The organism is Kitasatospora sp. NPDC091276, assembly GCF_040684355.1.
Taxonomy (GTDB): domain Bacteria; phylum Actinomycetota; class Actinomycetes; order Streptomycetales; family Streptomycetaceae; genus Kitasatospora.
Genome location: NZ_JBFBFU010000015.1, coordinates 100,199 through 121,856 on the forward strand (window position 1 = coordinate 100,199; position 21,658 = coordinate 121,856).

Sequence of the window (21,658 nt, forward strand, 5' to 3'; positions counted from 1 at the left end):
GGGAGCGACAGCCGGCTGAGGACAGGGGTGAGGCACGTCAGAAGCCCAGGAGAGCGCCGGGGGGCTCACGGAGCGTGCTGCTGGTGCCGCCCGAGGTGTGCTCATGGAGGCTGCGGGCTACGACCCGGATCGGAGCCGAGTAAATCCGCCGCTGTTAGGAGGTCCAGGTCCCTGCGATATGGATGGCCGGTGCCCATGGTGTCTGCATGAACTTATGTGATCAAAGATTTGGCTGACAATTCTGAGGCGCATTGATGCTAGAGGTGCAGCTGGTGTCAGTGGCCTGACAGGGGCCGTACGCCACAGGGTCTTTGGAGAAACATGAACGTCCTGACAGCAGGGAGCATCCTCGCTACACTCGATTCATGTCTGACCCTTGGCCTTCTGATCGCATAATGCAGCTGACCGAGTCGCTGGCTTCGATGACTCAAGCTGAAAGCGAGAAGTTCTTCTTCGCGCATGGCCTCGATGACGCGTATCGGAAGCCAGGCGCCTGGAGTTCTAAGGCACTGAAGGTCACATCAGCCCTTAGAGAAGCCAAAGCAAGGGGTGGAGATTTCTATGTTCACCTCCTTGGCGAAGCAGAGAGATTTTCTACTAAAAGCGGCCGAGGCGAAGCGTTGGGAAGTGACCAGAGAACTGTGTCGAATGACCGATCGATATTCATAAGCCATGCCACCCATGACAAGATTCTGGCCGATGAACTCCGTAGGCTCCTTTTGCTTGGCGGGGTGCCGAATGATCAAATCTTCTACTCTTCTCAGAGATCGACCGGAATTCCTTCCGGCGAGAGCATTCCGGCTCGCTTGCGCTCCACTCTCTTGAAGTCAACCCTTGTCATCGAGCTGGTTAGTAGAAATTTCTTGGCGCGCCCCTACTGTCTGATGGAAATGGGGGCGGCGTGGGCCCTGGAGAAAGATACGTACCCCGTATTAGTTCCTCCGTTGAGCCTGGGAGAGGCGATCCAGGCGGTGGGTGACATCCGGATGGCATTCCTTGGGGATGAGTCGGATGTCGATGCTTTGGTCGATGAGCTGCATGAGCGACTAGAAAAGATTCCGGGGATTTCGCTACCGTTGCAGCAATGGAATTATGCAGGGCGGGAATTTAAAAGCTTCTGGGTGCGGCATCGATATGCTGGGCAATGATTCCGGCCGGCCCCCTGGATGGTCCTGAGAGTTGCGATGGCTGATTTCGGCTGCCGTAAACGAGACTGGTGACTGTGAGTTCGCTTAGTATGTTTGCTTCCCGCGGCATCTGCCGCCGCATTGGAAATAAACGCTGGTGGCGCAGCCTGGCAGCCAACTCTACTCTGGCATTCGGGGTCGGTTCGGGGATTATTCAGCTACTTTTTGCCTTGTGGCCGAATATTGAGACGTCACGCATCGCCATCCTCCTTGCCCTGATGGTGTCATCGCTTGCTTGTGGGGCCCTGAGGGCTGTTCCCCGGACGAAAGTCAGTCGGAGCTTTGGTAGGCCTGATATCACTGTCGTAGTCAAAGTGGGAGACCTTTTTGACGAGCAATCCCATTTAGTCATAGGCTTCAATGACGTATTTGACACGGACTGGACAGGGGATGTCGTAATATCGCGGGGGAGTGTGCAGGGGCAGTTCTTGGACCGGGTTTACGCTGGAGATATCGACCAGCTGGACAGTGATCTTTCTGTCTCTCTTGCTGGGTTCCCGGTGCAGAGTCGGGAGACCAGGTCTAGCAAGCGTGCGGGAAAACTTATTCGCTATCCCGTCGGCTCCGTCGCGGTGCTTTCCAGTGGCGAGAAAAGCTACTTTTGCTCGGCCTATGGAAAGATGGAGAATGACTTGACGGTGAGCTCAAATATGGACGATCTCTGGCTGAGTCTTGGGGGTCTCTGGAGGGCAGTAGGCCGTCATGGTAGGCGAGAAGCCATTGCGATGCCAATTATCGGCTCCGAGATGGCCCGCATAGATCACGCTGATCGAGAAATGCTCGTAAGGATGATCCTTCTGTCTTTCGTAGTCAACTCCCGCGAGCGCCTGATATCCAAGAAGCTAACGATCGTCATACACCCTGATGATGCCCGCCGGGTAGATATGCTGGAAATGGGTGCTTTTCTTAGAGTTCTGTGAGAAGTCGCGCCGACGGAGGCTCGGGCCGCCGTCTAACCGAGGTACGGAGAAGTCCTCTGCTCCAAGAAGTGCCGGAGCCGTAGGTGCTGGGTGTGGTGCATCGGCAGGTCGGTGATCTCCTCGGGGAGGACGAAGCGGAGGTCGGTGGACTCGTCGGAGATGCGCAGCGAGCCGCCCGTCACCCGTGCCGTGAAGCAGACGTTGAACTGCTGCCTCACCTCGCCGTCCGAGTAGGCGATGACGTGGCGTGGGTCGGTGTATGTGCCGACCAGGCCGGTGATCTCGACTTCCAGGCCGGTCTCCTCGAAGACCTCCCGCACGGCTGTGCCCGGAAGCGACTCGCCCAGATCCATCGTCCCGCCGGGCACGGCGTACAGGCCGTTGTCGACCCGTTGCTGGAGCAGGATGCGCCCGGCCTCGTCGGTCACGACGGCGGAGGCGGCGACCACCAGGCGGTTGGGCTTGGGGGCGTTGGGATCGTCGTAGTGCTCGGTCCGTGCCATGGATCAGCTCTCCTCCACCGGTCGGGCGGTGCTCCACACCGCGTCGAAGCTCGAAGCGTAGGTGTCGAAGAGCGTTCCCGCACCTGTTCGTCGAAGGTGCCAGACGGGCGCTCCGAACGCGTTCACGCCCCACACGTGGGCGTTCACCAGCAACTGGTCATCGGCCCGGTAGAGGCTGTTGTAGAGCGTGGTGCCGTGCGTGCGGATCTCGACGCCGGGCGTGCCGAGGAGCGGCCTGTAGTGCATGAGGGCGAGCCTGCATCGGGACTCGATGCCGTGACCGAACCGCTCTTCCTCCCCGCGCTGCCTCACGTTCTCGCTCTCGGGGTCACCGATGGCGATCCGGACCGCGCAGCCCTCGGCGGCGCGCTCCCGGAGCAGATCGTTGAGCCGTGGGTAGGCCTCGTGGAGGAAGACAGCGGCGTAGACCAGCACGTCGATGTGCTCGGTGGCCTTCTCCAGCAAGTTCACGATGGCGGATACCGGTAGGTCGGCCCGCTGCTCGTACAGGGCCACGAGTTCGGGGCTTATCGCCCGCGCGGCACGTGGCTGCCGCAGACTCGGCCACAGAGCGAACATGTCTTCTCCCAGCGCTTCGGCAGCCGCACGGGCCGTCCCCAATCGGGGCGTACGGTTCTGATTGGCCCAACGCTCAACGGATTTGGTGTCGACGCCGGCCTTGTCCGCCAGGGCGGCGCACGTCCAACCACCCGCCGCCATAACGGCTTTCAGTCTCTCGTTCGGCATCTCGCGTGTCTCCCCGCAAAGCCCGGACTCTTGTAGGGACGTTGTACCGCGTGAGGGACGTTCTGAAGTGTCCTTTGCGCGAGGTTTCACCGTCCAGGGCGCTGTCAGATCTTGGTGACAACTCGGCGGAGGAAGACCAATGACGGCGAAGAACCGGAGTGCGCAGATGTTCCCCGAACGCAGGGCGGTGCGTCGCAGGACGTTGGCGTCGTTCAACCGCGTCAGCGACCACGACACCGGGATGTCGGCCTGGGCGGTCACCCGAGCGCTGCCCGAGTGCCAGGACACGACGGTGCCCTGTGACGGGAGTTAGCCGCATGTCGATCGTCGGACGCATCCTGCCGATCACGACCGAGACCGCCCCGGACGCCGGCCAGTGCCCCGGGTGCGGCCTCTTCGACGGCATGGAGGCGCGGTGCCCGGACATGCCCACGATCCTGCGCAAGGTCGCCAAGTGGCGTGCCCAGCACGTGGACGACGGGGAGTGCCTGGCAGTGCGCCATGACGGATGACGTCCAGGGAGCCCCGCAGGCCCCCACGGAAGGCCCTTGTGAGGATGCTGCGCCCGTGGACCCGTTCGGCTGGATGAGGTCCCACCCGTGGCCCCCATCGCGGCCCGCCGTGCTCCGACCGGTCCTGTCTCCGGAGGAGTTCAGCGAGGCCCCGTTGACGCCCGAGGAACGCGACCGGCGGGCGGATCTCCTCACCAGACTGCGAGAAGCCAACAACCCATGGCGCTAACGTGCCTCGCGGACTCGCCTTGAGTGCCCTGAACACCCCGTCAGCGACCGTCAGAGGTGCCTTCGCGACCCTGCTTCTTGGCGGCTCTTGATCTGAAGACTCTTGCAGAGATGACTAGTTGATCACCGTGGGGCGAGAAATCGGCAACACACCCAGGACGCGTCTGTCGAGCTGGGGCCGGGACTGCCAGCGGCTACGTCTTGTCCGGTTCGTGGTTCGTCTTGCGAGATGTTGTAGCTATGGCGAGCACCGGCCCGTAACGCCTGGTGGCGCTGTCGCTGGTCGGGCTACGTCCCGCTTGACCCCGCCTACGTCCACCGGAGCCACAGCGGACCACTCACGCCCCTGCCGTCTCGGGCTCCGGTGCGCCATGATGTGGCCCACACATCACCTGCCGAGAGATCCGGCTCATGGGCATCGTTTACGGATTGGCGTTCTTCTGGGGCATCGGCTTCCCTCTCCAGCGGGCGAACGATGAGCACATATCAGCGTGGTGGCACGCGGTCGTCGCCGCTCTTCTCATAGGTATCGCATCGGTCTTCCTGGCGCTCGCTGTCCCGAGGGCCATGACCGCCTTCGCCTCCGGAAGCGCGATCGGCTGCCTCATTGGCATCGTGGGCGCCCCGTTCTGGGGCCATACCAACCAGGAGGCTGGCTTGGCTGTCGGACTGATTGCCGCACTGCTGGTGCTGGCGGTAACGCGGCGGGCGATGAACGTGCAGGCAAGCGCAGCACCTCGGGCCACAGTCCCGCTTGCAGCATTCGCTCAGCGGATCGTCGAGCGCACTACGTCGCAGCAGATCGGCACCCCAACTCACCCTGCCGGCTTGATGGCAGAAGGGATGGTCGAGCCGTTCCTGACGACCGCCACTGGCGGTGAAGCAACCATCACTCTGGAGCGCGGGTCCGGACTGCGAGCTGTGACCTCAGCGGCGACGTTCGCAGTGGAGCTTGAACACGTCGTCGACTTCAGCGTTGCACCGGGAAAGTTCAAGGACGGTCGACAGTTGCACTGGTTGACGCTAAGCCCCACCTACCCCTTCATGCTCGGGGTATGGCTACAACCGGACGAAGCGCACAGGTGGCGTGGAGCATTGCCGAGTTGATACACCGCCCGGAGTACCGAGATCCAGGCCAGGTGGCTGCAAATCTGCTGCTGGGGGCGCAGATCGGCCTTTAACCTACCTGGATCTCCCATGGGGGCGGTTTGGGAGTTCACCCATCGGTGGCCCCGTAGGACCGACGGGCAAGGATCTAGCGGGATGGGACACCGCGAAAACGGTCCGATCAGCCATGCGGGAGATTTCCCTCCCTGCCGCGCTGGGGCAGGAGTGGAAGGGGGCACCCGCCTGGTCGGCGGCGAGAGGCAGTGCGGTACAGGTGACGTGGTGACGAAATGACGGCCAGTTCTGGTTTCTCTATGACACGCGCGGTCTAGAGAAAACCTGGATCACCCGTCATTCCGTCACCACGTCACCTTCGCCGGCCGACCGCGAACGCCCACATGGCCGCCAGCGGGCACGAAGAAGCCCCACCCGACCATCGGGCCGGACGGGGCTGGGAGGGTCACACAGAGCGGCTACTCCGTGATCGCTGCCCACTCGATGCGGACGCGCTGCTCCGGGACGAAGCGCTTGCCACGTTCGCCCTTGCTGATGAACACGCCGTCTATGGCCAGAGACAGGCGGTCCCGCTTCTGGTCCTGCGTTGACGCCTCCCAGGCGGGGTTCAGCATTTCGCTGTCCAGCAGCGGGGTGATGTCGACTGCGGGGAGTGGGATGTTGGCGAGGTCGGCGCGTAGGCCGTCGATGCGGCTCTGGAGTCGGGCGGCGAGGCGGTCGTAGCGGTCGAGTGCGCCGGGGCGGTCGAACTCGCCACGGACGTAACGGGCTTCTTCCAGGTCGGCCAACCGGGCCTCCTGGTCGGTGATTTCGGAGGCGATCGCGTCTCGCTTGGCGAAGGTTTCGGGATCGGTCCGCTTCATCCACCGGTCGGCGATCGTCACCAGCAACGGGTCGTCCAACTCCAGAGCGGGGAGCAGCGACAGGAAGCGCTCGGACACGTAGTCGTCCACCCGGTCGGCCATGGCGCTGGCGCCGGGGCATTGGTTGCCCGCTCGGCGGGCCATGCACTGGTAGCTGTTGCCGACCTTGTGCATCCGGCGACCGCACCCGGGTACGTCGCAGAAGATCAGGCTGGTGAGCAGCGCCGTGCCGGTCGGCTTCGGCATCCGCTTGCCTGCGTGGGTACGGGTCCGGGATTCGAGCTGCCGGATGATCCGTTCGCGCTCGCCGACCGTGATGATGCCTTCGCCGATGCTCACTGTGTCCAGCGTCTCGGGGTCTCGGTAGGGGAAGACTCGACTGGTGAACCTGCGGCTGCCGTCCTCGGCTTCGATGGTTTCGGTCTCGGGCATGAGACCGGCGAAGGCAGGCGACTTGACCAGGTTCATGATGCTCGCGGCGTTCCACTGACCGCCCCGGGCCGAGGGGATGTCGTACTCGTTGAGCAGTCGGGCGATCTGCACGAGGGACTTGCCGGCCAGCGCGTCATCCGCGATGAGGCGGGCGTAGACGGCCGTCTCGGGGTCGTGCGTCAGCTTCTTCGTGGCGGCGTCGACCAGCAGCCCGTACGGGGGCTGTCCACCGATCCATTGGCCCTGGCGGCGCAGGTGCCGCTTCGCGTGGGCCACGCGGGTGCCGAGGTTCTTCGACTCGGACCGGGCGAGTTCGGCGAGCATGGCGACGACCATGCGGGCCGAGTCGTTCGAGGTGTCAAGGCCGTCGACGACAGAGACCAGACGGCCGCCCGCCCTCTCGATGTCGTCCAGGACCTTGCCGACCTGCCCGATGCCCTTCCGGGACAGCCGGTCCAGCTTCCACACGATCAGCGTCCCGACGACGCCCGCAGTCACGGAGGCAAGGGCGGAGTCGAACCCCTTGCGCTCAACGTCCTTGAAGCCGGAGCGCCCCCGGTCGATGTGGACCTTGCGGACCGTCAGTCCATTGCGCTTGGCCCACGCACGGCAGTCGGCTTCCTGCCGTTCGATCGCCGTCTTGCCGTCCCGGTCCAAGGACAGCCGAAGGTACAGGTCACACAGGGTGTGGTGGTGCACGTACGCCCCCTCTGGAGATCCCTACATTGTGTAGGACTTCCAGAAGTCCAGGACGGTGATCTTGCCCCGGAAGTCGGCGAGCGTCAGCTCCTTGCCACCGGTGTTCAGCCAACCGCCTGCCCCGACCAGCTCGGGGGCGCGTACACGTGCACGAGATGCCATGCCTGTATCCAACCGCATCGTGGTCGGGCGGCATTCCGGGGCGGCGGTCGTGGTGGGGGCGCGGTCGGGGGTGGTGGGCGTGTCGGCGGGGTGGGGGCCGGGGGTCGTGCTGTCGTTGGCCGCATGATCACCTCACCCCTGCTCCGGTCGGCCCTGACGGTCGCGACCGCTGTCCTGCTCGCCACCGGTGCCGGCGCCGCTTCGGCGGCGGCGGCCGCCCGGCCCGGTCCGCGTGACGTCACCGCGGAGCAGTGCCAGGACGCCGGGGGGTGGGTGGAGGGCTCCGGGTACTGCGTGGGGGCCGAGGGCGACGACGACTGGGGGCAGCCGATCGACGGGCAGGCCATCAACCCGCATCCGGCGCCGGGCGAGGAGGACTGAGGGCGTCAGGGCCGGGTCCGGGTCAGGTCCGGGTCAGGTCCGCGTCAGGGCCGGGGGAGCTCCGCCTGCCAGCGGGTCTCGCCGTCCTGCTGCTCGCCGGTGGGGGTGAGGCCGAGGGCCCGGGCGACGGCGGCGGAGGCGTGGTGGTCGGGGTGGATGTGGGCGGTGACGGTGCTGACGCCGGTGGCGGCGAGGTGGGAGAGCAGGGCGCGGGCGGCCTCGGTGGCCAGGCCGCGGCCCTGCCAGGGGGTGCCGACCACCCAGGCGAGCTCGGCGGCCCCGGGGCGGACGGTGGTCTGGACGTAGCCGGTGAGGCGCCCGTCGGCGCGCAGCCGCAGCGCCCAGTTGCCCCAGGTCTCGGCGGGGTCGGGGGAGCCGGCGGCGAGCCGGGCGTAGCGGACGCGCAGGTCGTCGGCGGTGGCCGGGGAGCCGCCGGTGAAGGCGTGCAGGGCGGGGTCGGCGAGGGCGGCGGCCAGCTCCTCGGCGTGCTCGGGGCCGATCGGGAGGAGGTCGAGGCGCTCGCTGTGCAGCGGGGCGGCGGGGTCGGGACGCATGCCGCCATTGAACGCCCGTGTGTGGCGGTGCTTCCCGGCGGGTGGGGGGATCGGGTCGAATGGGGGTCACGTCGACACGGAGGAGGCCGCTGTGCGGTACCTGGTCAGGGAGAAGCTGTTCGCGGTCGGGGACGACTACTGGATCGAGGACGACCGGGGTCACAAGGCGTACCTGGTGGACGGCAAGGTGTTGCGGCTGCGGCACACCTTCGAGCTGAAGGACGCGCACGGGCGGGTGGTCGCGGTGGTGAAGGAGAAGGCGTTCACCGTCCGCGACGCGATGAAGATCGAGGACGCCGACGGCGAGGTGATCGCGACCGTCCGGGAGAAGCTGTTCACCCCGTTCCGCGACAAGTACCTGGTGGAGCTGGCATCCGGCGGCGAGCTGAAGATCCACGGCAACCTGATCGACAAGGACTACCGGATCGAGAACCACCACGGCGACGACCTCGCCCGGATCTCCCGCAAGTGGTTCCGGATCCGGGACACCTACGGCGTGGAGATCGCCGACGGCGCCGACACCGGCCTGCTGCTCGCGATCGCCGCCTGCGTCGACCACCTGGTGCACGAGGAGCACTGATCCCCCACTGACGTCAGGGGTCCTGCTTCCCCGGTCCGCCGCCCGCCCCGGTGGGGTATCTTTTGCCAACCCTTGACCAGGCCGGTCGGGGATCGGCGAGCGGACCGGGGGCTGGGACCACGATGGACGACATCCTGCACGGGCTCGGCGCGGCAGCGGCCTACGGAGCCCTCGGGGTGGTGCTGCTGCTCCTCGGCGTCGGCCTGGTGGACCTGTTGACGCCCGGCAGGCTCGGCCACCAGATCTGGGTCGAGCGCAACCGCAACGCCGCCGTGCTGCTCAGCTCCGCGCTGCTCGGCATCGGCGGCATCGTCTTCACCGCGATCATGTACACCTACGCGGACTTCGCCAAGGGCCTGGTCTCGACCGCCTGCTACGGCCTGCTCGGGCTGGTGCTGATGGCCGTCGCCTTCTGGGCGGTGGACCTGCTGACGCCCGGCAGGCTCGGCGCGATCCTGGTCGAGCCGGACCCGCACCCGGCGGTCTGGGTCTCGGCCAGCTGCAACATCGCGGTCGCGGCGGTGGTGTCGGCCGCGATCGCCTGACGGCCCGCCCGAGCGCCTGGGCGCGCCCGGCCGCGTTCGGCTGATGGAGCGTCGGCCGACGGCCGGCGGTGGCGGCGAGGATCCGGCCGGGGTCGCCGACCTGCTGCGGCGGTGGGGCCCGGCCGGTAACGTACCGGCATGGCTGACCTTGAAGAACGCGCCAACGTCGTCGCGTCCGGCTCGCGGCAGGCCGGGGCAGGGGTGTCCGTCCGACGGCGCCGCGTCACCGACCTCGCCGACTGCGTCCGGGTGCTCGGCGACGTCCACGCCACCGACGGCTACCCCGCCGACTGGCCCGACCGCCCCGCCGCCTGGCTCACCCCCGGGGGCCTGCTCGCCGCCTGGGTCGCCGAACTGGACGGCCGCCCGGCCGGCCACGTGGGCCTCTCCCGCAGTGCCCCCGGCGACGTCGCCCCCGGCCTGTGGAGCCGCCGCACCGGCGGCCGCCCGGAACTCACCGCCGTGATCGGCCGGCTCTACGTCGCCCCCACGGCGCGCGGCCACCGGATCGGTGCACAGCTGGTGGCGTCCGCCGTGGCGCACGCGCGGGCGCTCGGCCTCCACCCCGTCCTCGACGTCCTCGCCACCGCGGCCCCGGCGAACGCCTGCTACCGCCGCCTCGGCTGGACCTGGCTCGGCAGCGGCGAACAGCAGTGGGCCGCCGACCGCACGGTCGTGGTCCACTGCTTCGCCGCCCCGAGGGAGTAGCCGGCTCCCCGCGGGCGGCCGGTGGCGGCGACCCGTCCGGAAGTGGCGACGGCACCACTGGAGCGGGGCCGTTCGTCACACGGGGATGACGTCGACGCCCTGCTCCAGGCCGACGAAGTCGCCCGCGTTCCGCGTGTAGAGCGGCAGGCCGTGGGCGGCCGCGGTCGCCGCGATCATCAGGTCCATGCGGCGGGGGCGGGGGTCCCGCCTGGCCTGGATCGTGAGGGCGACCAGGGTGCCGAACCGCCGAGCTGCCTCGCGGTCGAAGGGGAGGGCGGCGAACTCCGCCTCCACGTCCGCGAGTCGCTGGGCCCTGGCCATCATCTGCACCGGGTCCTTGGCCATGGCGACGCCCTGGGCGAGTTCGGCCAGCACGACGGACGACAGCGCGGCATCGGCCGGCAGGAGCTGTGGATCGATCTGCGGCAGATCGATCACGACGCAGGTGTCGAGCAGTCCGCGTCGGCGTCGCTCGGTCACTTCCGCTCCCACGGGTCGTCGCCGCCGATCCGGTCCTCATCGCCGTAGAAGGCGTCGGCTTCCGCGCGCATCTGCGTCGCGTCGACCGCCGGCGCGTTCCGCCACTTTCGCTGGAGTTCCTCGACGGGGACGAATCGGCGGCGACTGCTGATCGGCCGGACTTCGGCGATCTCGGTGCCGTTGCGAGTGATGTGGTAGATCTCGCCGGCTTCGACATCGTCGAGCACGGCCTTGGACCGCGCTGCGAGTTCGCGCTGCGTGATGGTCTTCATGGGGCAAGTGTATCGCGCCGTAATGCACCGTGTCGCACTGGCGGGGGAGACCGGTTCGGCTATCCGGCCGGGCGGTCCGCGGTGGGGCGGCGGCGGAGGGCGGGGGTGGTGACGGACGGGGGCTGCCAGACGCCGTCGGGGTGGTAGACGTCGGTGCCGGGCGGGACGATGGCGTCGATGCGGTCCAGGGTGGCGTCGTCGAGGACCAGGTCGGCGCCCTTGAGGGCGGCCTCCAGCTGGTCGTGGGTGCGCGGGCCGAGGATCACCGAGGTGACGGCGGGGTGCGCCAGCGGGAAGGCCACGGCCAGTTCGGGGAGGGTGCGGCCGAGGTCCCCGGCGAGGGCGGTGAAGGCCTCGACGGCCTCCAGCTTGGCCGCGGTGGTGGGCAGCGTCGGGTCGAAGCGGCCCGGGTTGATGGTCGGGCGGCCGGTGGTCAGGTCAGCCGGGCGGTCCTTGCGGTAGCGGCCGGTGAGGAAGCCGGAGGCGAGCGGGCCCCAGGTCAGTGCGCCCATGCCGAGCCGCTGGACGACGGGCAGCACGTCGCGCTCCACGCCGCGGGCGAGCAGCGAGTACGGCGGCTGCTCGGTGCGGAAGCGCGGCAGGGCGCGGCGTTCGGCGACGTGGTGCGCGTCGACGATCTGTTCGGCGGGGAAGGTGGAGCAGCCGAAGGCGCGGATCTTGCCGGACCGGACGAGGTCGCCGAGGACGGACAGGGTCTCCTCGACGTCGGTGGTGTGGTCCGGCCGGTGGATCTGGTAGAGGTCGATCCGGTCGGTGCGCAGCCGGCGCAGGCTGTCCTCGACCGCCCGGAGGATCCAGCGCCGGGAGTTGCCGCCGCGGCCGCGGCCCTCGCCCATCGGGAAGTGCCCCTTGGTGGCGAGCACGATCTCGTCGCGGTCGCCGCGGGCGGCCAGCGTCCTGCCGACGATCTCCTCGGACTCGCCGGCCGAGTACATGTCGGCGGTGTCCACGAAGTTGATGCCCCGGTCGAGCGCGGTGTTGATGATCCGGGCGCAGTCGTCGTGGTCGGGGTTGCCGACGGAGCCGAGCATCATCGTGCCGAGGCAGTAGGTGCTCACTTCGATGCCGGTGCCGCCGAGGACGCGGTAGCGCATGGTGCTGCTCCCCCTGGTGGTGGGTCGGTGGTGCGTCAGAGGCTAGGAGTTGGAGTGCACTCCATGGCAAGGGTCGGTCCGAATCCCCGTCCACCGGGGGAGTCCGGGTCCGTGGCGTGGAGCGGACGGGCGGTGGCCGGTCGGGGTGCTTCGTTTGCGGAAACGGCAACAAAGCTTGCCGATATGGTCGGTCCGGTCGCAGCCTGGCGGTGGAGGTGAGCGCCATGGGCGACACGATGAGGACGGCAGGGCCGACGGCCCCCCGGGACGACTACGACGCGGTGGTGGTCGGCGCGGGTGCGGCCGGGCTGAGCGCCGCGCTGGTGCTGGGCCGGGCCCGGCGCCGGGTGGCGGTGGTGGACGCGGGCCAGCCGCGCAACGCCCCCGCCGCCCACATGCACGGGTACCTGAGCCGGGACGGCATGCCCCCGGCGGCGCTGCTGGAGGTCGGCCGAGCGGAGGTCGCCGGCTACGGGGTCGACCTGATCGACGCCCGGGCCGACCACGTCGAGGGCGTCGCGGACGCCGAAGGCGCGGGGACGGGCTTCGCCGTCCACCTGGCGGGCGGCCCCGTGCTGCACGCGCGCCGGGTGGTCGTCGCCACGGGCCTGCGCGACGGGCTCCCGGAGCTCCCGGGCCTGCTCGAACGCTGGGGCCGCGACGTGCTGCACTGCCCGTACTGCCACGGCTACGAGGTCCGCGACCGCCCGCTCGGCGTGCTCGGCACCGGCCCGGGCGCGGTCGACCAGGCGCTGCTGCTCCGGCAGTGGTCCGCGGACGTCGTCCTGATCACGCACACCCTCACGCCGACCGGGGCCGAGCGGGAGCGGCTCGCCGCCCGCGGCGTCCGGGTCGTCGAAGGCCGGATCACCCAGCTGGTGACGGACGCCGACCGGCTGCGCGGTGTGGAACTCGCCGACGGCCGGGTGGTGCCGCGCGAGGCCGTGTTCGTCTTCCCGCAGCCGGTGCCCCGGGACGCGCTGCTGTTCGGCCTGGAATGCGCCCGGGACGAGAACGGCTGGGTCACCACCGACCGGGCCGGCCGCACCAGCGTCCCCGGCGTCTGGGCGGTCGGCAACGTCGCCGACCCGCGGGCGCAGGTCGTCGTCGCCGCCGGGATGGGCGCTGCGGCGGCGTTCGACCTCGACCACGACCTCGTCGCGGAGGAGATCGGACGGGCGGTCGCCGAACACCGCGCGTCCGGCGCCGCCGTTCCCGCCTGAACGGGGGAAACTCCCCCGGCACCTTCGTCCGGCGTCACCCGTTCGCCCGCGTCACCCATTCGCCCGCGTCGCCCGTTCGACCGGCGTCACCCGTCCGACCGGCGTCACCCGTCCGACCTTCCGTCATCCGCGATCGGAGAACCCACGATGTCCGAACACCAGCACCAGCACCAGCACGGCCAGGGCCACCAGCACGGTCACCACCACGGCGACGTCCCCGCCGCCGACTTCGACTGGGACGCCCTCGCCGCCCACCTGGAGCGGGAGGCCGAACTGCGTGCCCCCGCCATCACCGGGGCCGCGCAGTGGCTGCGGTCCCTGCACGGCGAGACCGGCGGGGTGCGGCGGGTCCTCGACGTCGGCAGCGGGCCCGGGGTGATCGCCGGACTGCTCGCGGACGCCTTCCCCGAGGCCGAGACGGTCGCCGTCGACCAGTCGGCCGCCCTGCTGGAGCGCGCCCGGGCCCGCTCCGGCGGCCGTCTGGGCACCCAGCAGGCCGACCTGCCCGCCGAGTTCGGCAAGCTCGGCGAGGCCGACCTGATCTGGTCAGGCAACGCGATCCACCACCTCGGTGACCAGCAGGCCGCCCTGACCTCCCTCGCCGCGACGCTCCGGCCCGGCGGCCTGCTGGCCGTCGCCGAACGCGGCCTGCCGCTGCGCTACCTGCCGCGCGACTTCGGCCTCGGCCGGCCCGGTTTCCAGGCCCGGCTCGACGCCGTGCACGAGGACGGCTTCAGCACCATGCGCGCCGAACTGCCCGGCGCCACCGAGGAGGTGGAGGACTGGCCGGCCATGCTCACCCGCGCCGGCCTGACTCCCAGCGGCACCCGCACCTTCCTGATCGACCACCCGGCCCCGCTCGCCCGCCCCGCCCGCGAGCACCTCCACACCCAACTCGCCCGTCTGCGCGACCAGCTCGCCGACAACCTCGCCCCCGAGGACCGCACCACCCTCGACGCCCTCCTCGCCGAGGACACCCCCACCGGCATCCTGAACCGCCCGGACGCCTTCTTCCTCTCGGCCATGACCGTCCACACCGCCCGCAAGGCCGGCTGACGGCCGCAACCGCCCCGGCCGCAGCAGGGGCCTACCGGCAGGGGCCTACAGGGTGTGGCCGAGAGCGGTGATGAGGGCGGCGATGCGGGCCTCGTCGCGGCGGTAGTGGGTCCACTTGCCGATGCGGGTGGCGCGGACGAGGCCGGCACGCTGGAGTTCGGCGAGGTAGGCGGAGACGGTGGACTGGGCGAGGCCGGCCTTGGCCTGGATGTGGCTGACGCAGACGCCGACCTCGCGCGGGTCGGCGACCGCTTCCTCCAGGGGGAAGTGACGTTCGGGTTCGCGCAACCATGCCAGCAGTTGCAGGCGCGTCGGGTTGGCGATCGCCCGCAGGGCGGTGACCAGGTCAACATCCATGGCTGGAAGCGTACCGGCGTGTGACAGCAGGGCCTCGGCGAGCCGACGCCGGTCAGTGGGGCAGTGCGGTGCCGCCCGGTGGGGTGCCGACGACCTGGACGCACCATCGGTGATGATGCGTCAGATCCACCCCGGTGTCAGGCGGGTGGCGGGCGGACCGGGTCCCGGGCCGCCCGCCGGGGCTCAGCCCTCCTGGCCGCCGAAGCGGGTGGTCCAGGCGGCCAGGTCCTCGTCGGTGATCTTGGCGAACAGCACCGGCGGCACGGTGAACGCCGTCCCGGCCGGCACCAGGTCCAGTGCCCGCGCCCGCTCCGGGCCGACCCAGGACAGGCCGGCCGCCGGAGCGTCCCCGGGCAGGGCGAAGGCGCCGCGCATCGCGGCCGCCGCGGTCGGGATGAACGGCTCGGAGACCACCGCGTACAACTGGATCAGGTTCATCGCGGTGCGCAGGGTCAGCGCCGCCGCGTCCGGGTCGGTCTTCACCTGGAGCCAGGGCGCCTTCTCGTCCAGGTACGCGTTGCCCGCGCTCCACAGCGCGCGCAGACCCTGCGCGGCCTTGCGGAAGTTGAGCCCGTCCAGCTGGGCCTCGTACTCGGCCAGCAGGGCGGCGATCTGCTCGCCGAGGCGCTGCTCGGCCTCGCCGGGCGCGTGGCCGGCCGGGACGGCGTCGCCGAAGCGCTTGCGGCTGAAGGTGAGGACCCGGTTGACGAAGTTGCCGAGGGTGTCGGCGAGGTCCTTGTTGACGACGGAGGCGAAGAGGTCCCAGGTGAAGCTGGAGTCGTCCGACTCGGGGGCGTGCGCCATCAGGAAGTAGCGCCAGTAGTCGGCCGGCAGCAGTTCCAGGGCGACGTCGGTGAAGATGCCGCGCTTCTGGCTGGTGGAGAACTTCCCGCCGTAGTACGTCAGCCAGTTGAAGGCCTTGACGTAGTCGACCTTCTTCCACGGCCGACGCGAGCCGAGGATCGTGGCCGGGAACATCACGGTGTGGAACGGGACGTTGTCCTTGGCCATGAACTCGGTGTACCGGACGCTGTGGTCGGCCTCGTACCACCAGGACTTCCAGTCCCGGGCCTGCCCGGCCGGGGCCGCGTCCGCCCACTCCTTGGTGGCGCCGATGTACTCGATCGGGGCGTCGAACCAGACGTAGAACACCTTGCCCTCGGCCGCCAGCTCCGGCCAGACGTCGGCCGGCACCGGGACGCCCCACTCCAGGTCGCGGGTGATCGCGCGGTCCTGGAGGCCCTCGGTGAGCCACTTGCGGGCGATCGAGGAGGCCAGCACCGGCCAGTCGTCGCCGTGGGCGGCGATCCACTGCTCGACCTCGTCGGTCAGCTCCGACTGGAGCAGGAACAGGTGCCTGGTCTCCCGGACCTCCAGGTCGGAGCTGCCGCTGATCGCCGAACGCGGCTCCAGCAGGTCGGTCGGGTCCAGTACCCGGGTGCAGTTCTCGCACTGGTCGCCGCGCGCCTTGTCGTAGCCGCAGTGCGGGCAGGTGCCGACGATGTAGCGGTCCGGCAGGAAGCGGCCGTCGGCGTTGGAGTACACCTGCCGGATCGCGCGCTCCTCGATGAAGCCGTTGCGCTGGAGTTCGCGGGCGATCTCCTGGGTGATCTCGCGGTTCTGCGGGGAGGAGCTGCGGCCGAAGTGGTCGAAGGACAGCCCGAAGCCGTCGTACACCGCCTTCTGCGCGTCGTGCGCCTGGGCGCAGAACTCGGCGACGGGCAGCCCGGCCTCCTGCGCGGCCAGTTCGGCGGGCGTGCCGTGCTCGTCGGTCGCGCAGATGTAGAGCACCTCGTGGCCGCGCTGGCGCAGGTAGCGGGAGTAGACGTCCGCCGGGAGCATCGACCCGACCATGTTGCCCAGGTGCTTGATCCCGTTGATGTACGGAAGGGCGCTGGTGACCAGGTGCCGAGCCATCCTCGGATGCTCCGATTTCTCCCGCACGCGCACCCCACCCGGAGTGCTGTGCCAGGCGCAGGGGTCCACTGTGGGCTGCCAAGCCTACCGCCGCCGGGCCGGGAGGGCGGTGCGGCTCAGGGGGGCGGACTCAGGGGCGGGCGCGGTTCAAGGGCGGCGCTGCTCGGGGGCGGGTGCTGCTCGGGGGCGGGTGCGGCTCAGGGCCCGACGGAGTCGCTGTACCGGTCGAACTCCCCGGCCTTCACCCCGCGGACGAACGCGGCCCACTTGCGCGGCGTGGTCCGGACGACGATCTCGGGGCGGTCCGACTCGCGGATCTCCACCAGACCGTCGGCGGCTCTGATCTCGACGCACTCGTTGCTCTCGCCGCTGGACGAGGACTTCCGCCACTCAGTCATGAGAAGTCTTTCAGTAAGGCCCGGATGAAGTCCCGGGACTCGGCCGGCCCGAGGGCGACCGCGGCGGTCTCCTCCTTGATCTGTCGGTACGTCTGCAGTTCGGTGTCGGTGTGCACGAACTTCGGCCCGTTCGAGAGGTCGATCTGCACGGTGTCGAGCTCGGGAACGGGCCCGCGGGCGAGGTAGAGGCTCTCTCCGGACCCGGGAAAGGTCTCGACGCTGAACGGGATGGTCCGGATCTCCACCCCGGGCCGCTCGGAATGCTCCAGCACGTCGAGCAGTTGGTCGCGCAGCACCACCGCCCCGCCGAACTGCATGCGCAGCGCGGATTCGTGGATGTACGCGGCGTACGGCTTCGGGCGTTCGGTGAACAGCCGCTGGCGCTGGATCCGGAATGCCGTGCGGGCGTCGGCGTCCGGCTGGGGCATCGGCGGCCGGACCCGGGCGAACACCGCGGAGGCGTACGCCGAGGTCTGCAGCAGTCCGGGGATGAAGGTGGTGTGCAGGATGGCCAGCGACTCGGCGTGGTGCTCCATCTCCGCGATGTCGATGAGCCCGCCGGGCAGCCGGCCGCGGTAGCCGTCCCACCAGTACTTGCGCCGGTCCTGCGTCATCGCGAGCAGCGCGTCGAGGTAGGGGCCGTCGGCGCAGTGGCAGGTGCGGGCCCAGAGCCGGAGCCGTTCGGCGCTGATGCCGGACTTCCCGTTCTCCATCTGCGAGATCTTGGGCAGGTCGGTGCCCAGGGTGGCGGCCAGGCTCTTGGGCGTCACGCCCACGCGTTCGCGCATCTTGCGCAGCTCGATGCCAAGGCGCTGCTGACGCACGGTCGGCGACAAGCGGGGTGGCATGACTCTCTTCTCCGGATCGCGGCTCGGGTCGATGCTTCCGGTGAAGTGTGCCGTGCTCACCCGGCCCTAGCTACTGAAATGGGGGATACCCCACGATGGAGTGAACGTTCTCCCGCTCGGTAGCAAGTCTTGCACCTCGACCCTATGGTCGTTCCCGCGTCAGTCACTGACTTGTTGTGGCCTAAACAGCCGCCAATCAGCCGTAAATACACACCAGATGCATGGTCGGCACGCTCGACATCACCGACCGGAGACTGTCATGCCGCTTCCGCTGCTTCTCACCCCCGCCCACCGCATTCCCGCCACCCGGTGAACGGCCTGCTCGTCGCCGGTTTGTCCGCCCTCCTGCTCGCCGTGCTATTCGTCGGCTGGCTGGTCTGGCTGGTCAACGCCCAACCCCGCGAACCGCGTTCCGTAAAACGCGAGTTCGTCGTCCGCCATTCCTCCGCCGCCGTCGAGAAGAAATAGCGCGCGGCAGCGGTGGCCCCCCGCCGGGAGGGGGGCCACCGGAGGGTGCGGTCAGCCGTCGCCGAAGTGGTCGAATTCGCCGCGCTTCACGCCCTCGATCCAGAGCGCGAACTTCTGCGGGGTGGTGACGATGATCGCGTCGGGGCTCTCGGATTCGCGGACCTCGATCAGCCCCCGTTCGTTGACGGACACCTCCACGGAGTCGCCGCCGTCCCGGGTGCTGCTGGTGGACTTCTGCCACTGCTGGGTCATCGGTTTCCTACTCCCATCGCGGTTCCTGCCTGGCACCCTGGACAACTCCCGGGGGGCCGTTCAGGAACGGGGGCGCACGGAGGGTTGGGCACCGCGCGAAAGGCGCTCGACGAGGCGGATCCGGGCGGCGGGCCACTCGTCGGCGAGCATCGAGAAGTAGGCGGTGTCGCGCCACACGCCGGTGGCGCGCCGCTTCTCACGGCGGTGGACGCCCTCGTACCGGGCGCCGAGGCGCAGGATCGCGTTGCGGGAGCGCTCGTTGAGCGCGTCCGTCTTCCAGTAGACCCGGCCCATGCCCAGGTCGTCGAAGGCGTGCGAGAGCAGCAGCAGCTTGGCCTCGGTGTTGACGGGCGTGCGCCAGACCGAGCGGGCGTACCAGGTGCCGCCGATCTCGACGACCTCGTCGACGGGCCTGACGTCGTAGTAGCCGGTGATGCCGACGGCCCGGCCGCTGGGGAGGTCGATCACGGCGAACTTCACCGCCGACCCGGCCGCCACCTCGGCGAGCCGGGCGTCGAGGATCGCGCCCAGTTCCTCCTCGGTCGCGGGCGGGAGGGAGGGGATCCAGCGCCAGACCTCCGGGTCGGGGCCGACGCCGGCCCACAGGTCGGGCAGGTGGTGGCGGCCGAGGGGCTCCAGGCGGACGTGGCGGCCGGTGAGGGTCACGGGCGTGGGCGGCTGTGCGGTCATGCCGGAAAGGTAGCGCCATGCTGCACTAGATGCAATGAACTTCTGCACTAGTGCAAAATCGGCGGAGCGGGCAAAGCGAAGGGCCCCGCGGGACGTCCCGCGGGGCCCTCGACCGGATCGGGCTCAGATGAACGAGTTGATCTGGATCGTCTCGTCGCGGCCCGGGCCGACGCCGATGGCGGAGATCGGCGCGCCGGACATCTCCTCCAGCGCCTTCACGTACGCCTGCGCGTTCTTCGGCAGCTCGGCGAAGGTCTTGGCCTTGCTGATGTCCTCGGTCCAGCCCGGCAGCGTCTCGTAGATCGGCTTGGCGTGGTGGAAGTCGGACTGGTTGTACGGGAGTTCCTCGACCCGCTTGCCGTCGATCTCGTACGCGACGCAGACCGGGATCTGCTCCCAGCCGGTGAGCACGTCGAGCTTGGTGAGGAAGAAGTCGGTGAGGCCGTTGACCCGGGTCGCGTAGCGCGCGATGACCGCGTCGAACCAGCCGCAGCGACGGTCACGGCCGGTGGTGACACCGCGCTCGCCGCCGATGCGGCGCAGCGCCTCGCCGTCCTCGTCCAGCAGCTCGGTCGGGAACGGGCCGGAGCCGACGCGGGTGGTGTAGGCCTTGAGGATGCCGATGACCCGGTCGATCTTGGTCGGGCCGATGCCGGCGCCGGTGCAGGCGCCGCCCGAGGTCGGGTTCGACGAGGTCACGAAGGGGTACGTGCCGTGGTCGACGTCGAGCAGGGTGCCCTGGCCGCCCTCCAGCAGGACGACCTTGTTCGCCTTGAGCGCCTGGTCCAGGACGAGGGTGGTGTCGGCGAGGAAGGGCTTGATCTTGTCCGCGTAGCCGAGGTACTCCTCGACGACCAGCTCGGCCGGGATGGCGCGGCGGTTGTACAGCTTGACCAGGATCTGGTTCTTGTCGTGCAGCGCCGCCTCGATCTTCTGGCGCAGGATCGACTCGTCGAACAGGTCCTGGACCCGGATGCCGACGCGGTTGATCTTGTCCGCGTAGGTCGGGCCGATGCCGCGGCCGGTGGTGCCGATCCGGCGCTTGCCGAGGAAGCGCTCGGTGACCTTGTCCAGGGTGCGGTGGTACGGCGTGATCAGGTGGGCGTTGCCCGAGACCAGCAGCTTGGAGGTGTCGATGCCACGGTCGTTGAGGCCGCTCAGCTCGGAGAGCAGCACGCCCGGGTCGATGACGACGCCGTTGCCGATGACCGGCGTCACGTTAGGGCTGAGGATGCCGGAGGGGAGCAGGTGCAGGGCGTACTTCTGGTCGCCGATGACCACCGTGTGACCGGCGTTGTTGCCGCCCTGGTAGCGGACGACGTAGTCGACGGAGCCGCCGAGGAGGTCGGTGGCCTTCCCCTTGCCCTCGTCCCCCCACTGAGCGCCAACGAGCACGAGTGCCGGCACAGGCGTACACCCCTTCCGGTTGGGGCATCCTGCGTAGGCCGCAGTCTGCCCCGAGATAGACGAAGCCCCTGGCGCAGTAGCGCAAGGGGCTCTTGCACCGAGAGATTACCTGAGGAAGGACCGGTCGTGTCGTCCCTGTCCACGCCCGCAACCGGCGGCCCCGAGCCGCTCCTGCTGCTCCTCGACCCGGCGGCCCGGCAGACCGACGGCGAGTCGGTGCGGATCGCGAAGGACGTGCTCTGCGGAGGCGCGGACGTCAAGGTGGTCTATCCGGAGAGCCCGTCCGAACTCGACCGGGTGCTTTCGCACCGGGGCCGTCGGCGCCCGGTCGTGATCGGTTCCGACCTGGCGTTGCAGCGGGTGCTCCAAGCCCTGTACCGCCAGCGTGAGCTGGGCGCCGATCCGGTGGGCATGGTTCCGGTCGGCCGGTCGGAGGAACTGGCCGCGGCCCGCGCGCTCGGGGTGCCGGGCGAGCCGGTCCGGGCCGCGCGGGCGGTGCTGTCGGGTGCGGCGCGCAAGCTCGACCTGCTGGTGGACGACGGCGGCGGGGTGGCGCTGGGAGGGGTGCGGATCACCGGTGCCGGGACGCGGCGTCCGGCAGGCCGTACGGGTGGTTGGCGTTCGCTATGGGCGAAACTTGCTGCGGCCGAGCAGGCGAACGCACTCGCGGCGGACGGCCGGTCCTCCGCCGAGCACAACCCCCGGGTCCGGGTCGAGGCCGACGGCCGGCTGCTCGCCGACGTGCACCGGCCGGTGCGGCTGGTCCAGCTGACCCTGCCGGGCGCAGAGGCGGACGCCGCCGGCGTGCTGGAGGTGGTGATCCGCGCACCCGGCGCCCTGGTGCGCGCCCGGGCGGAGAGCGTCTCGGTGGTCGGGCGCGGCTTCGGCTACGAGGCGGACGGCCACCCCGTCGGTCCGGTCCGCGCCCGCACCTGGACGGTCCACCCGGGCGCCTGGGGCCTGTTGCTGCCCGCCGCGTGACGCCGGGGTGAACCCCGGGTGAGCAGGCTCACTTTCGCCGTCGCCCCGACT

General features: G+C 69.5%; 27 protein-coding genes. 12 read left to right on the plus strand and 15 right to left on the minus strand.

Going from position 1 to position 21,658, the window contains the following annotated elements; all coding sequences use genetic code 11:
• Positions 1 to 395 precede the first annotated feature (395 nt).
• Together AB0O19_RS20360 and AB0O19_RS20365 are read left to right on the plus strand one after the other, a co-directional pair.
• Positions 396 to 1,148, plus strand: coding sequence for a toll/interleukin-1 receptor domain-containing protein (locus tag AB0O19_RS20360; protein WP_363621188.1), 753 nt, complete (start codon positions 396 to 398; stop codon positions 1,146 to 1,148).
• Positions 1,149 to 1,222: 74 nt separating this feature from the next.
• Positions 1,223 to 2,107, plus strand: coding sequence for a macro domain-containing protein (locus AB0O19_RS20365; RefSeq protein WP_363621190.1), 885 nt, complete (start codon positions 1,223 to 1,225; stop codon positions 2,105 to 2,107).
• Positions 2,108 to 2,139: 32 nt separating this feature from the next.
• Here the strand turns inward: AB0O19_RS20365 and AB0O19_RS20370 are convergent, their stop codons facing one another.
• Together AB0O19_RS20370 and AB0O19_RS20375 are read right to left on the minus strand one after the other, a co-directional pair.
• On the minus strand, positions 2,140 to 2,610 hold the full coding sequence (locus tag AB0O19_RS20370; RefSeq protein ID WP_363621192.1) for an NUDIX domain-containing protein: 471 nt from the start codon (positions 2,608 to 2,610) through the stop codon (positions 2,140 to 2,142).
• 3 nt (positions 2,611 to 2,613) lie between these two features.
• Positions 2,614 to 3,357, minus strand: a complete 744-nt coding sequence (locus AB0O19_RS20375) for an XRE family transcriptional regulator (protein ID WP_363621194.1) — start codon at positions 3,355 to 3,357, stop codon at positions 2,614 to 2,616.
• Between the two features lie 317 nt (positions 3,358 to 3,674).
• Between AB0O19_RS20375 and AB0O19_RS20380 the strand changes: the two genes are divergently transcribed.
• Positions 3,675 to 3,869, plus strand: coding sequence for a hypothetical protein (locus AB0O19_RS20380; RefSeq protein ID WP_363621196.1), 195 nt, complete (start codon positions 3,675 to 3,677; stop codon positions 3,867 to 3,869).
• Positions 3,870 to 4,508: 639 nt separating this feature from the next.
• Positions 4,509 to 5,204 (plus strand): hypothetical protein, encoded by a 696-nt coding sequence (locus tag AB0O19_RS20385; RefSeq protein ID WP_363621197.1) that lies wholly within the window; start codon positions 4,509 to 4,511, stop codon positions 5,202 to 5,204.
• 473 nt (positions 5,205 to 5,677) lie between these two features.
• Here the strand turns inward: AB0O19_RS20385 and AB0O19_RS20390 are convergent, their stop codons facing one another.
• Both AB0O19_RS20390 and AB0O19_RS20395 read right to left on the minus strand, forming a co-directional pair.
• Positions 5,678 to 7,213 carry a recombinase family protein gene (locus tag AB0O19_RS20390; RefSeq protein ID WP_363621199.1) on the minus strand — a complete coding sequence of 512 codons (1,536 nt, stop codon included), beginning with the start codon at positions 7,211 to 7,213 and terminating at the stop codon, positions 5,678 to 5,680.
• 21 nt (positions 7,214 to 7,234) lie between these two features.
• Positions 7,235 to 7,375 (minus strand): hypothetical protein, encoded by a 141-nt coding sequence (locus tag AB0O19_RS20395; RefSeq protein WP_340633919.1) that lies wholly within the window; start codon positions 7,373 to 7,375, stop codon positions 7,235 to 7,237.
• 123 nt (positions 7,376 to 7,498) lie between these two features.
• Between AB0O19_RS20395 and AB0O19_RS20400 the strand changes: the two genes are divergently transcribed.
• Positions 7,499 to 7,756 (plus strand): hypothetical protein, encoded by a 258-nt coding sequence (locus AB0O19_RS20400; protein ID WP_363621201.1) that lies wholly within the window; start codon positions 7,499 to 7,501, stop codon positions 7,754 to 7,756.
• Positions 7,757 to 7,800: 44 nt separating this feature from the next.
• On the opposite strand, the gene AB0O19_RS20405 is transcribed toward AB0O19_RS20400, so the two are convergent.
• Positions 7,801 to 8,310 (minus strand): GNAT family N-acetyltransferase, encoded by a 510-nt coding sequence (locus tag AB0O19_RS20405; RefSeq protein WP_363621203.1) that lies wholly within the window; start codon positions 8,308 to 8,310, stop codon positions 7,801 to 7,803.
• A 91-nt stretch (positions 8,311 to 8,401) separates the two neighbouring features.
• Here AB0O19_RS20405 and AB0O19_RS20410 point away from each other — a divergent pair, with 91 nt between their 5' ends.
• The 3 genes from AB0O19_RS20410 to AB0O19_RS20420 all read left to right on the plus strand — a co-directional run bounded on the left by AB0O19_RS20410 (position 8,402) and on the right by AB0O19_RS20420 (position 10,143).
• On the plus strand, positions 8,402 to 8,890 hold the full coding sequence (locus AB0O19_RS20410) for an LURP-one-related family protein (protein WP_363581438.1): 489 nt from the start codon (positions 8,402 to 8,404) through the stop codon (positions 8,888 to 8,890).
• Between the two features lie 122 nt (positions 8,891 to 9,012).
• On the plus strand, positions 9,013 to 9,435 hold the full coding sequence (locus AB0O19_RS20415; protein ID WP_363621205.1) for a DUF350 domain-containing protein: 423 nt from the start codon (positions 9,013 to 9,015) through the stop codon (positions 9,433 to 9,435).
• A gap of 138 nt (positions 9,436 to 9,573) precedes the next feature.
• Positions 9,574 to 10,143: a GNAT family N-acetyltransferase gene (locus tag AB0O19_RS20420; RefSeq protein ID WP_363581434.1), complete on the plus strand. Its 570-nt coding sequence runs from the start codon at positions 9,574 to 9,576 to the stop codon at positions 10,141 to 10,143.
• Between the two features lie 75 nt (positions 10,144 to 10,218).
• On the opposite strand, the gene AB0O19_RS20425 is transcribed toward AB0O19_RS20420, so the two are convergent.
• The 3 genes from AB0O19_RS20425 to AB0O19_RS20435 are packed head-to-tail and all read right to left on the minus strand — an operon-like array spanning position 10,219 to position 12,010.
• Positions 10,219 to 10,623: a PIN domain-containing protein gene (locus AB0O19_RS20425; RefSeq protein ID WP_363621207.1), complete on the minus strand. Its 405-nt coding sequence runs from the start codon at positions 10,621 to 10,623 to the stop codon at positions 10,219 to 10,221.
• Entirely contained in the window at positions 10,620 to 10,895 is a 276-nt protein-coding gene (locus AB0O19_RS20430; protein WP_363621209.1) for a PhdYeFM domain-containing protein, read from the minus strand. The genes AB0O19_RS20425 and AB0O19_RS20430 overlap by 4 nt, the downstream gene beginning before the upstream one ends.
• A 59-nt stretch (positions 10,896 to 10,954) precedes the next feature.
• On the minus strand, positions 10,955 to 12,010 hold the full coding sequence (locus AB0O19_RS20435; RefSeq protein ID WP_363621211.1) for an aldo/keto reductase: 1,056 nt from the start codon (positions 12,008 to 12,010) through the stop codon (positions 10,955 to 10,957).
• 224 nt (positions 12,011 to 12,234) lie between these two features.
• Between AB0O19_RS20435 and AB0O19_RS20440 the strand changes: the two genes are divergently transcribed.
• Positions 12,235 to 13,233 (plus strand): NAD(P)/FAD-dependent oxidoreductase, encoded by a 999-nt coding sequence (locus AB0O19_RS20440; RefSeq protein WP_363621213.1) that lies wholly within the window; start codon positions 12,235 to 12,237, stop codon positions 13,231 to 13,233.
• 147 nt (positions 13,234 to 13,380) lie between these two features.
• Positions 13,381 to 14,289 carry a class I SAM-dependent methyltransferase gene (locus AB0O19_RS20445; RefSeq protein WP_363621214.1) on the plus strand — a complete coding sequence of 303 codons (909 nt, stop codon included), beginning with the start codon at positions 13,381 to 13,383 and terminating at the stop codon, positions 14,287 to 14,289.
• Positions 14,290 to 14,334: 45 nt separating this feature from the next.
• On the opposite strand, the gene AB0O19_RS20450 is transcribed toward AB0O19_RS20445, so the two are convergent.
• From AB0O19_RS20450 to AB0O19_RS20465, 4 genes are all read right to left on the minus strand, one after another.
• Positions 14,335 to 14,646, minus strand: a complete 312-nt coding sequence (locus tag AB0O19_RS20450) for a metalloregulator ArsR/SmtB family transcription factor (protein WP_063348348.1) — start codon at positions 14,644 to 14,646, stop codon at positions 14,335 to 14,337.
• Positions 14,647 to 14,829: 183 nt separating this feature from the next.
• The gene (gene metG, locus AB0O19_RS20455) at positions 14,830 to 16,563 is read right to left on the minus strand and encodes a methionine--tRNA ligase (protein WP_363621216.1); all 1,734 of its coding nucleotides are present in this window, start codon (positions 16,561 to 16,563) and stop codon (positions 14,830 to 14,832) included.
• A 197-nt stretch (positions 16,564 to 16,760) separates the two neighbouring features.
• Positions 16,761 to 16,961: a DUF397 domain-containing protein gene (locus tag AB0O19_RS20460; protein WP_063348346.1), complete on the minus strand. Its 201-nt coding sequence runs from the start codon at positions 16,959 to 16,961 to the stop codon at positions 16,761 to 16,763.
• Positions 16,958 to 17,809, minus strand: a complete 852-nt coding sequence (locus AB0O19_RS20465) for a helix-turn-helix transcriptional regulator (protein ID WP_363581421.1) — start codon at positions 17,807 to 17,809, stop codon at positions 16,958 to 16,960. The genes AB0O19_RS20460 and AB0O19_RS20465 overlap by 4 nt, the downstream gene beginning before the upstream one ends.
• Positions 17,810 to 18,118: 309 nt before the next feature.
• On the opposite strand from AB0O19_RS20465, the gene AB0O19_RS20470 reads away from it, so the two are divergent.
• Entirely contained in the window at positions 18,119 to 18,277 is a 159-nt protein-coding gene (locus AB0O19_RS20470; protein WP_350880619.1) for a hypothetical protein, read from the plus strand.
• Between the two features lie 51 nt (positions 18,278 to 18,328).
• On the opposite strand, the gene AB0O19_RS20475 is transcribed toward AB0O19_RS20470, so the two are convergent.
• From AB0O19_RS20475 to AB0O19_RS20485, 3 genes are all read right to left on the minus strand, one after another.
• Positions 18,329 to 18,529 carry a DUF397 domain-containing protein gene (locus tag AB0O19_RS20475; RefSeq protein ID WP_350880617.1) on the minus strand — a complete coding sequence of 67 codons (201 nt, stop codon included), beginning with the start codon at positions 18,527 to 18,529 and terminating at the stop codon, positions 18,329 to 18,331.
• Positions 18,530 to 18,589: 60 nt separating this feature from the next.
• On the minus strand, positions 18,590 to 19,219 hold the full coding sequence (locus tag AB0O19_RS20480) for a GNAT family protein (protein WP_363621218.1): 630 nt from the start codon (positions 19,217 to 19,219) through the stop codon (positions 18,590 to 18,592).
• Positions 19,220 to 19,342: 123 nt separating this feature from the next.
• Complete coding sequence (locus tag AB0O19_RS20485; protein WP_063348342.1) at positions 19,343 to 20,626, minus strand: adenylosuccinate synthase; 1,284 nt, start codon at positions 20,624 to 20,626, stop codon at positions 19,343 to 19,345.
• 126 nt (positions 20,627 to 20,752) lie between these two features.
• On the opposite strand from AB0O19_RS20485, the gene AB0O19_RS20490 reads away from it, so the two are divergent.
• Complete coding sequence (locus AB0O19_RS20490; RefSeq protein ID WP_363621220.1) at positions 20,753 to 21,607, plus strand: diacylglycerol kinase; 855 nt, start codon at positions 20,753 to 20,755, stop codon at positions 21,605 to 21,607.
• Positions 21,608 to 21,658 lie beyond the last annotated feature (51 nt).

Excerpts from the sequence above, each read along its gene's own strand:
- AB0O19_RS20450 (WP_063348348.1), bottom strand. The coding sequence starts at position 14,646 with ATGGATGTTGACCTGGTCACCGCCCTGCGGGCGATCGCCAACCCGACG.
- AB0O19_RS20465 (WP_363581421.1), bottom strand. The coding sequence starts at position 17,809 with ATGCCACCCCGCTTGTCGCCGACCGTGCGTCAGCAGCGCCTTGGCATC.
- AB0O19_RS20360 (WP_363621188.1), top strand. The coding sequence starts at position 396 with ATGCAGCTGACCGAGTCGCTGGCTTCGATGACTCAAGCTGAAAGCGAG.
- AB0O19_RS20405 (WP_363621203.1), bottom strand. The coding sequence starts at position 8,310 with ATGCGTCCCGACCCCGCCGCCCCGCTGCACAGCGAGCGCCTCGACCTC.
- AB0O19_RS20480 (WP_363621218.1), bottom strand. The coding sequence starts at position 19,219 with ATGACCGCACAGCCGCCCACGCCCGTGACCCTCACCGGCCGCCACGTC.
- AB0O19_RS20415 (WP_363621205.1), top strand. The coding sequence starts at position 9,013 with ATGGACGACATCCTGCACGGGCTCGGCGCGGCAGCGGCCTACGGAGCC.
- AB0O19_RS20400 (WP_363621201.1), top strand. The coding sequence starts at position 7,499 with ATGATCACCTCACCCCTGCTCCGGTCGGCCCTGACGGTCGCGACCGCT.
- AB0O19_RS20395 (WP_340633919.1), bottom strand. The coding sequence starts at position 7,375 with ATGGCATCTCGTGCACGTGTACGCGCCCCCGAGCTGGTCGGGGCAGGC.
- AB0O19_RS20460 (WP_063348346.1), bottom strand. The coding sequence starts at position 16,961 with ATGACTGAGTGGCGGAAGTCCTCGTCCAGCGGCGAGAGCAACGAGTGC.
- metG (WP_363621216.1), bottom strand. The coding sequence starts at position 16,563 with ATGGCTCGGCACCTGGTCACCAGCGCCCTTCCGTACATCAACGGGATC.
- AB0O19_RS20385 (WP_363621197.1), top strand. The coding sequence starts at position 4,509 with ATGGGCATCGTTTACGGATTGGCGTTCTTCTGGGGCATCGGCTTCCCT.
- AB0O19_RS20475 (WP_350880617.1), bottom strand. The coding sequence starts at position 18,529 with ATGACCCAGCAGTGGCAGAAGTCCACCAGCAGCACCCGGGACGGCGGC.
- AB0O19_RS20430 (WP_363621209.1), bottom strand. The coding sequence starts at position 10,895 with ATGAAGACCATCACGCAGCGCGAACTCGCAGCGCGGTCCAAGGCCGTG.
- AB0O19_RS20380 (WP_363621196.1), top strand. The coding sequence starts at position 3,675 with ATGTCGATCGTCGGACGCATCCTGCCGATCACGACCGAGACCGCCCCG.
- AB0O19_RS20440 (WP_363621213.1), top strand. The coding sequence starts at position 12,235 with ATGGGCGACACGATGAGGACGGCAGGGCCGACGGCCCCCCGGGACGAC.
- AB0O19_RS20445 (WP_363621214.1), top strand. The coding sequence starts at position 13,381 with ATGTCCGAACACCAGCACCAGCACCAGCACGGCCAGGGCCACCAGCAC.
- AB0O19_RS20435 (WP_363621211.1), bottom strand. The coding sequence starts at position 12,010 with ATGCGCTACCGCGTCCTCGGCGGCACCGGCATCGAAGTGAGCACCTAC.
- AB0O19_RS20420 (WP_363581434.1), top strand. The coding sequence starts at position 9,574 with ATGGCTGACCTTGAAGAACGCGCCAACGTCGTCGCGTCCGGCTCGCGG.
- AB0O19_RS20375 (WP_363621194.1), bottom strand. The coding sequence starts at position 3,357 with ATGCCGAACGAGAGACTGAAAGCCGTTATGGCGGCGGGTGGTTGGACG.
- AB0O19_RS20370 (WP_363621192.1), bottom strand. The coding sequence starts at position 2,610 with ATGGCACGGACCGAGCACTACGACGATCCCAACGCCCCCAAGCCCAAC.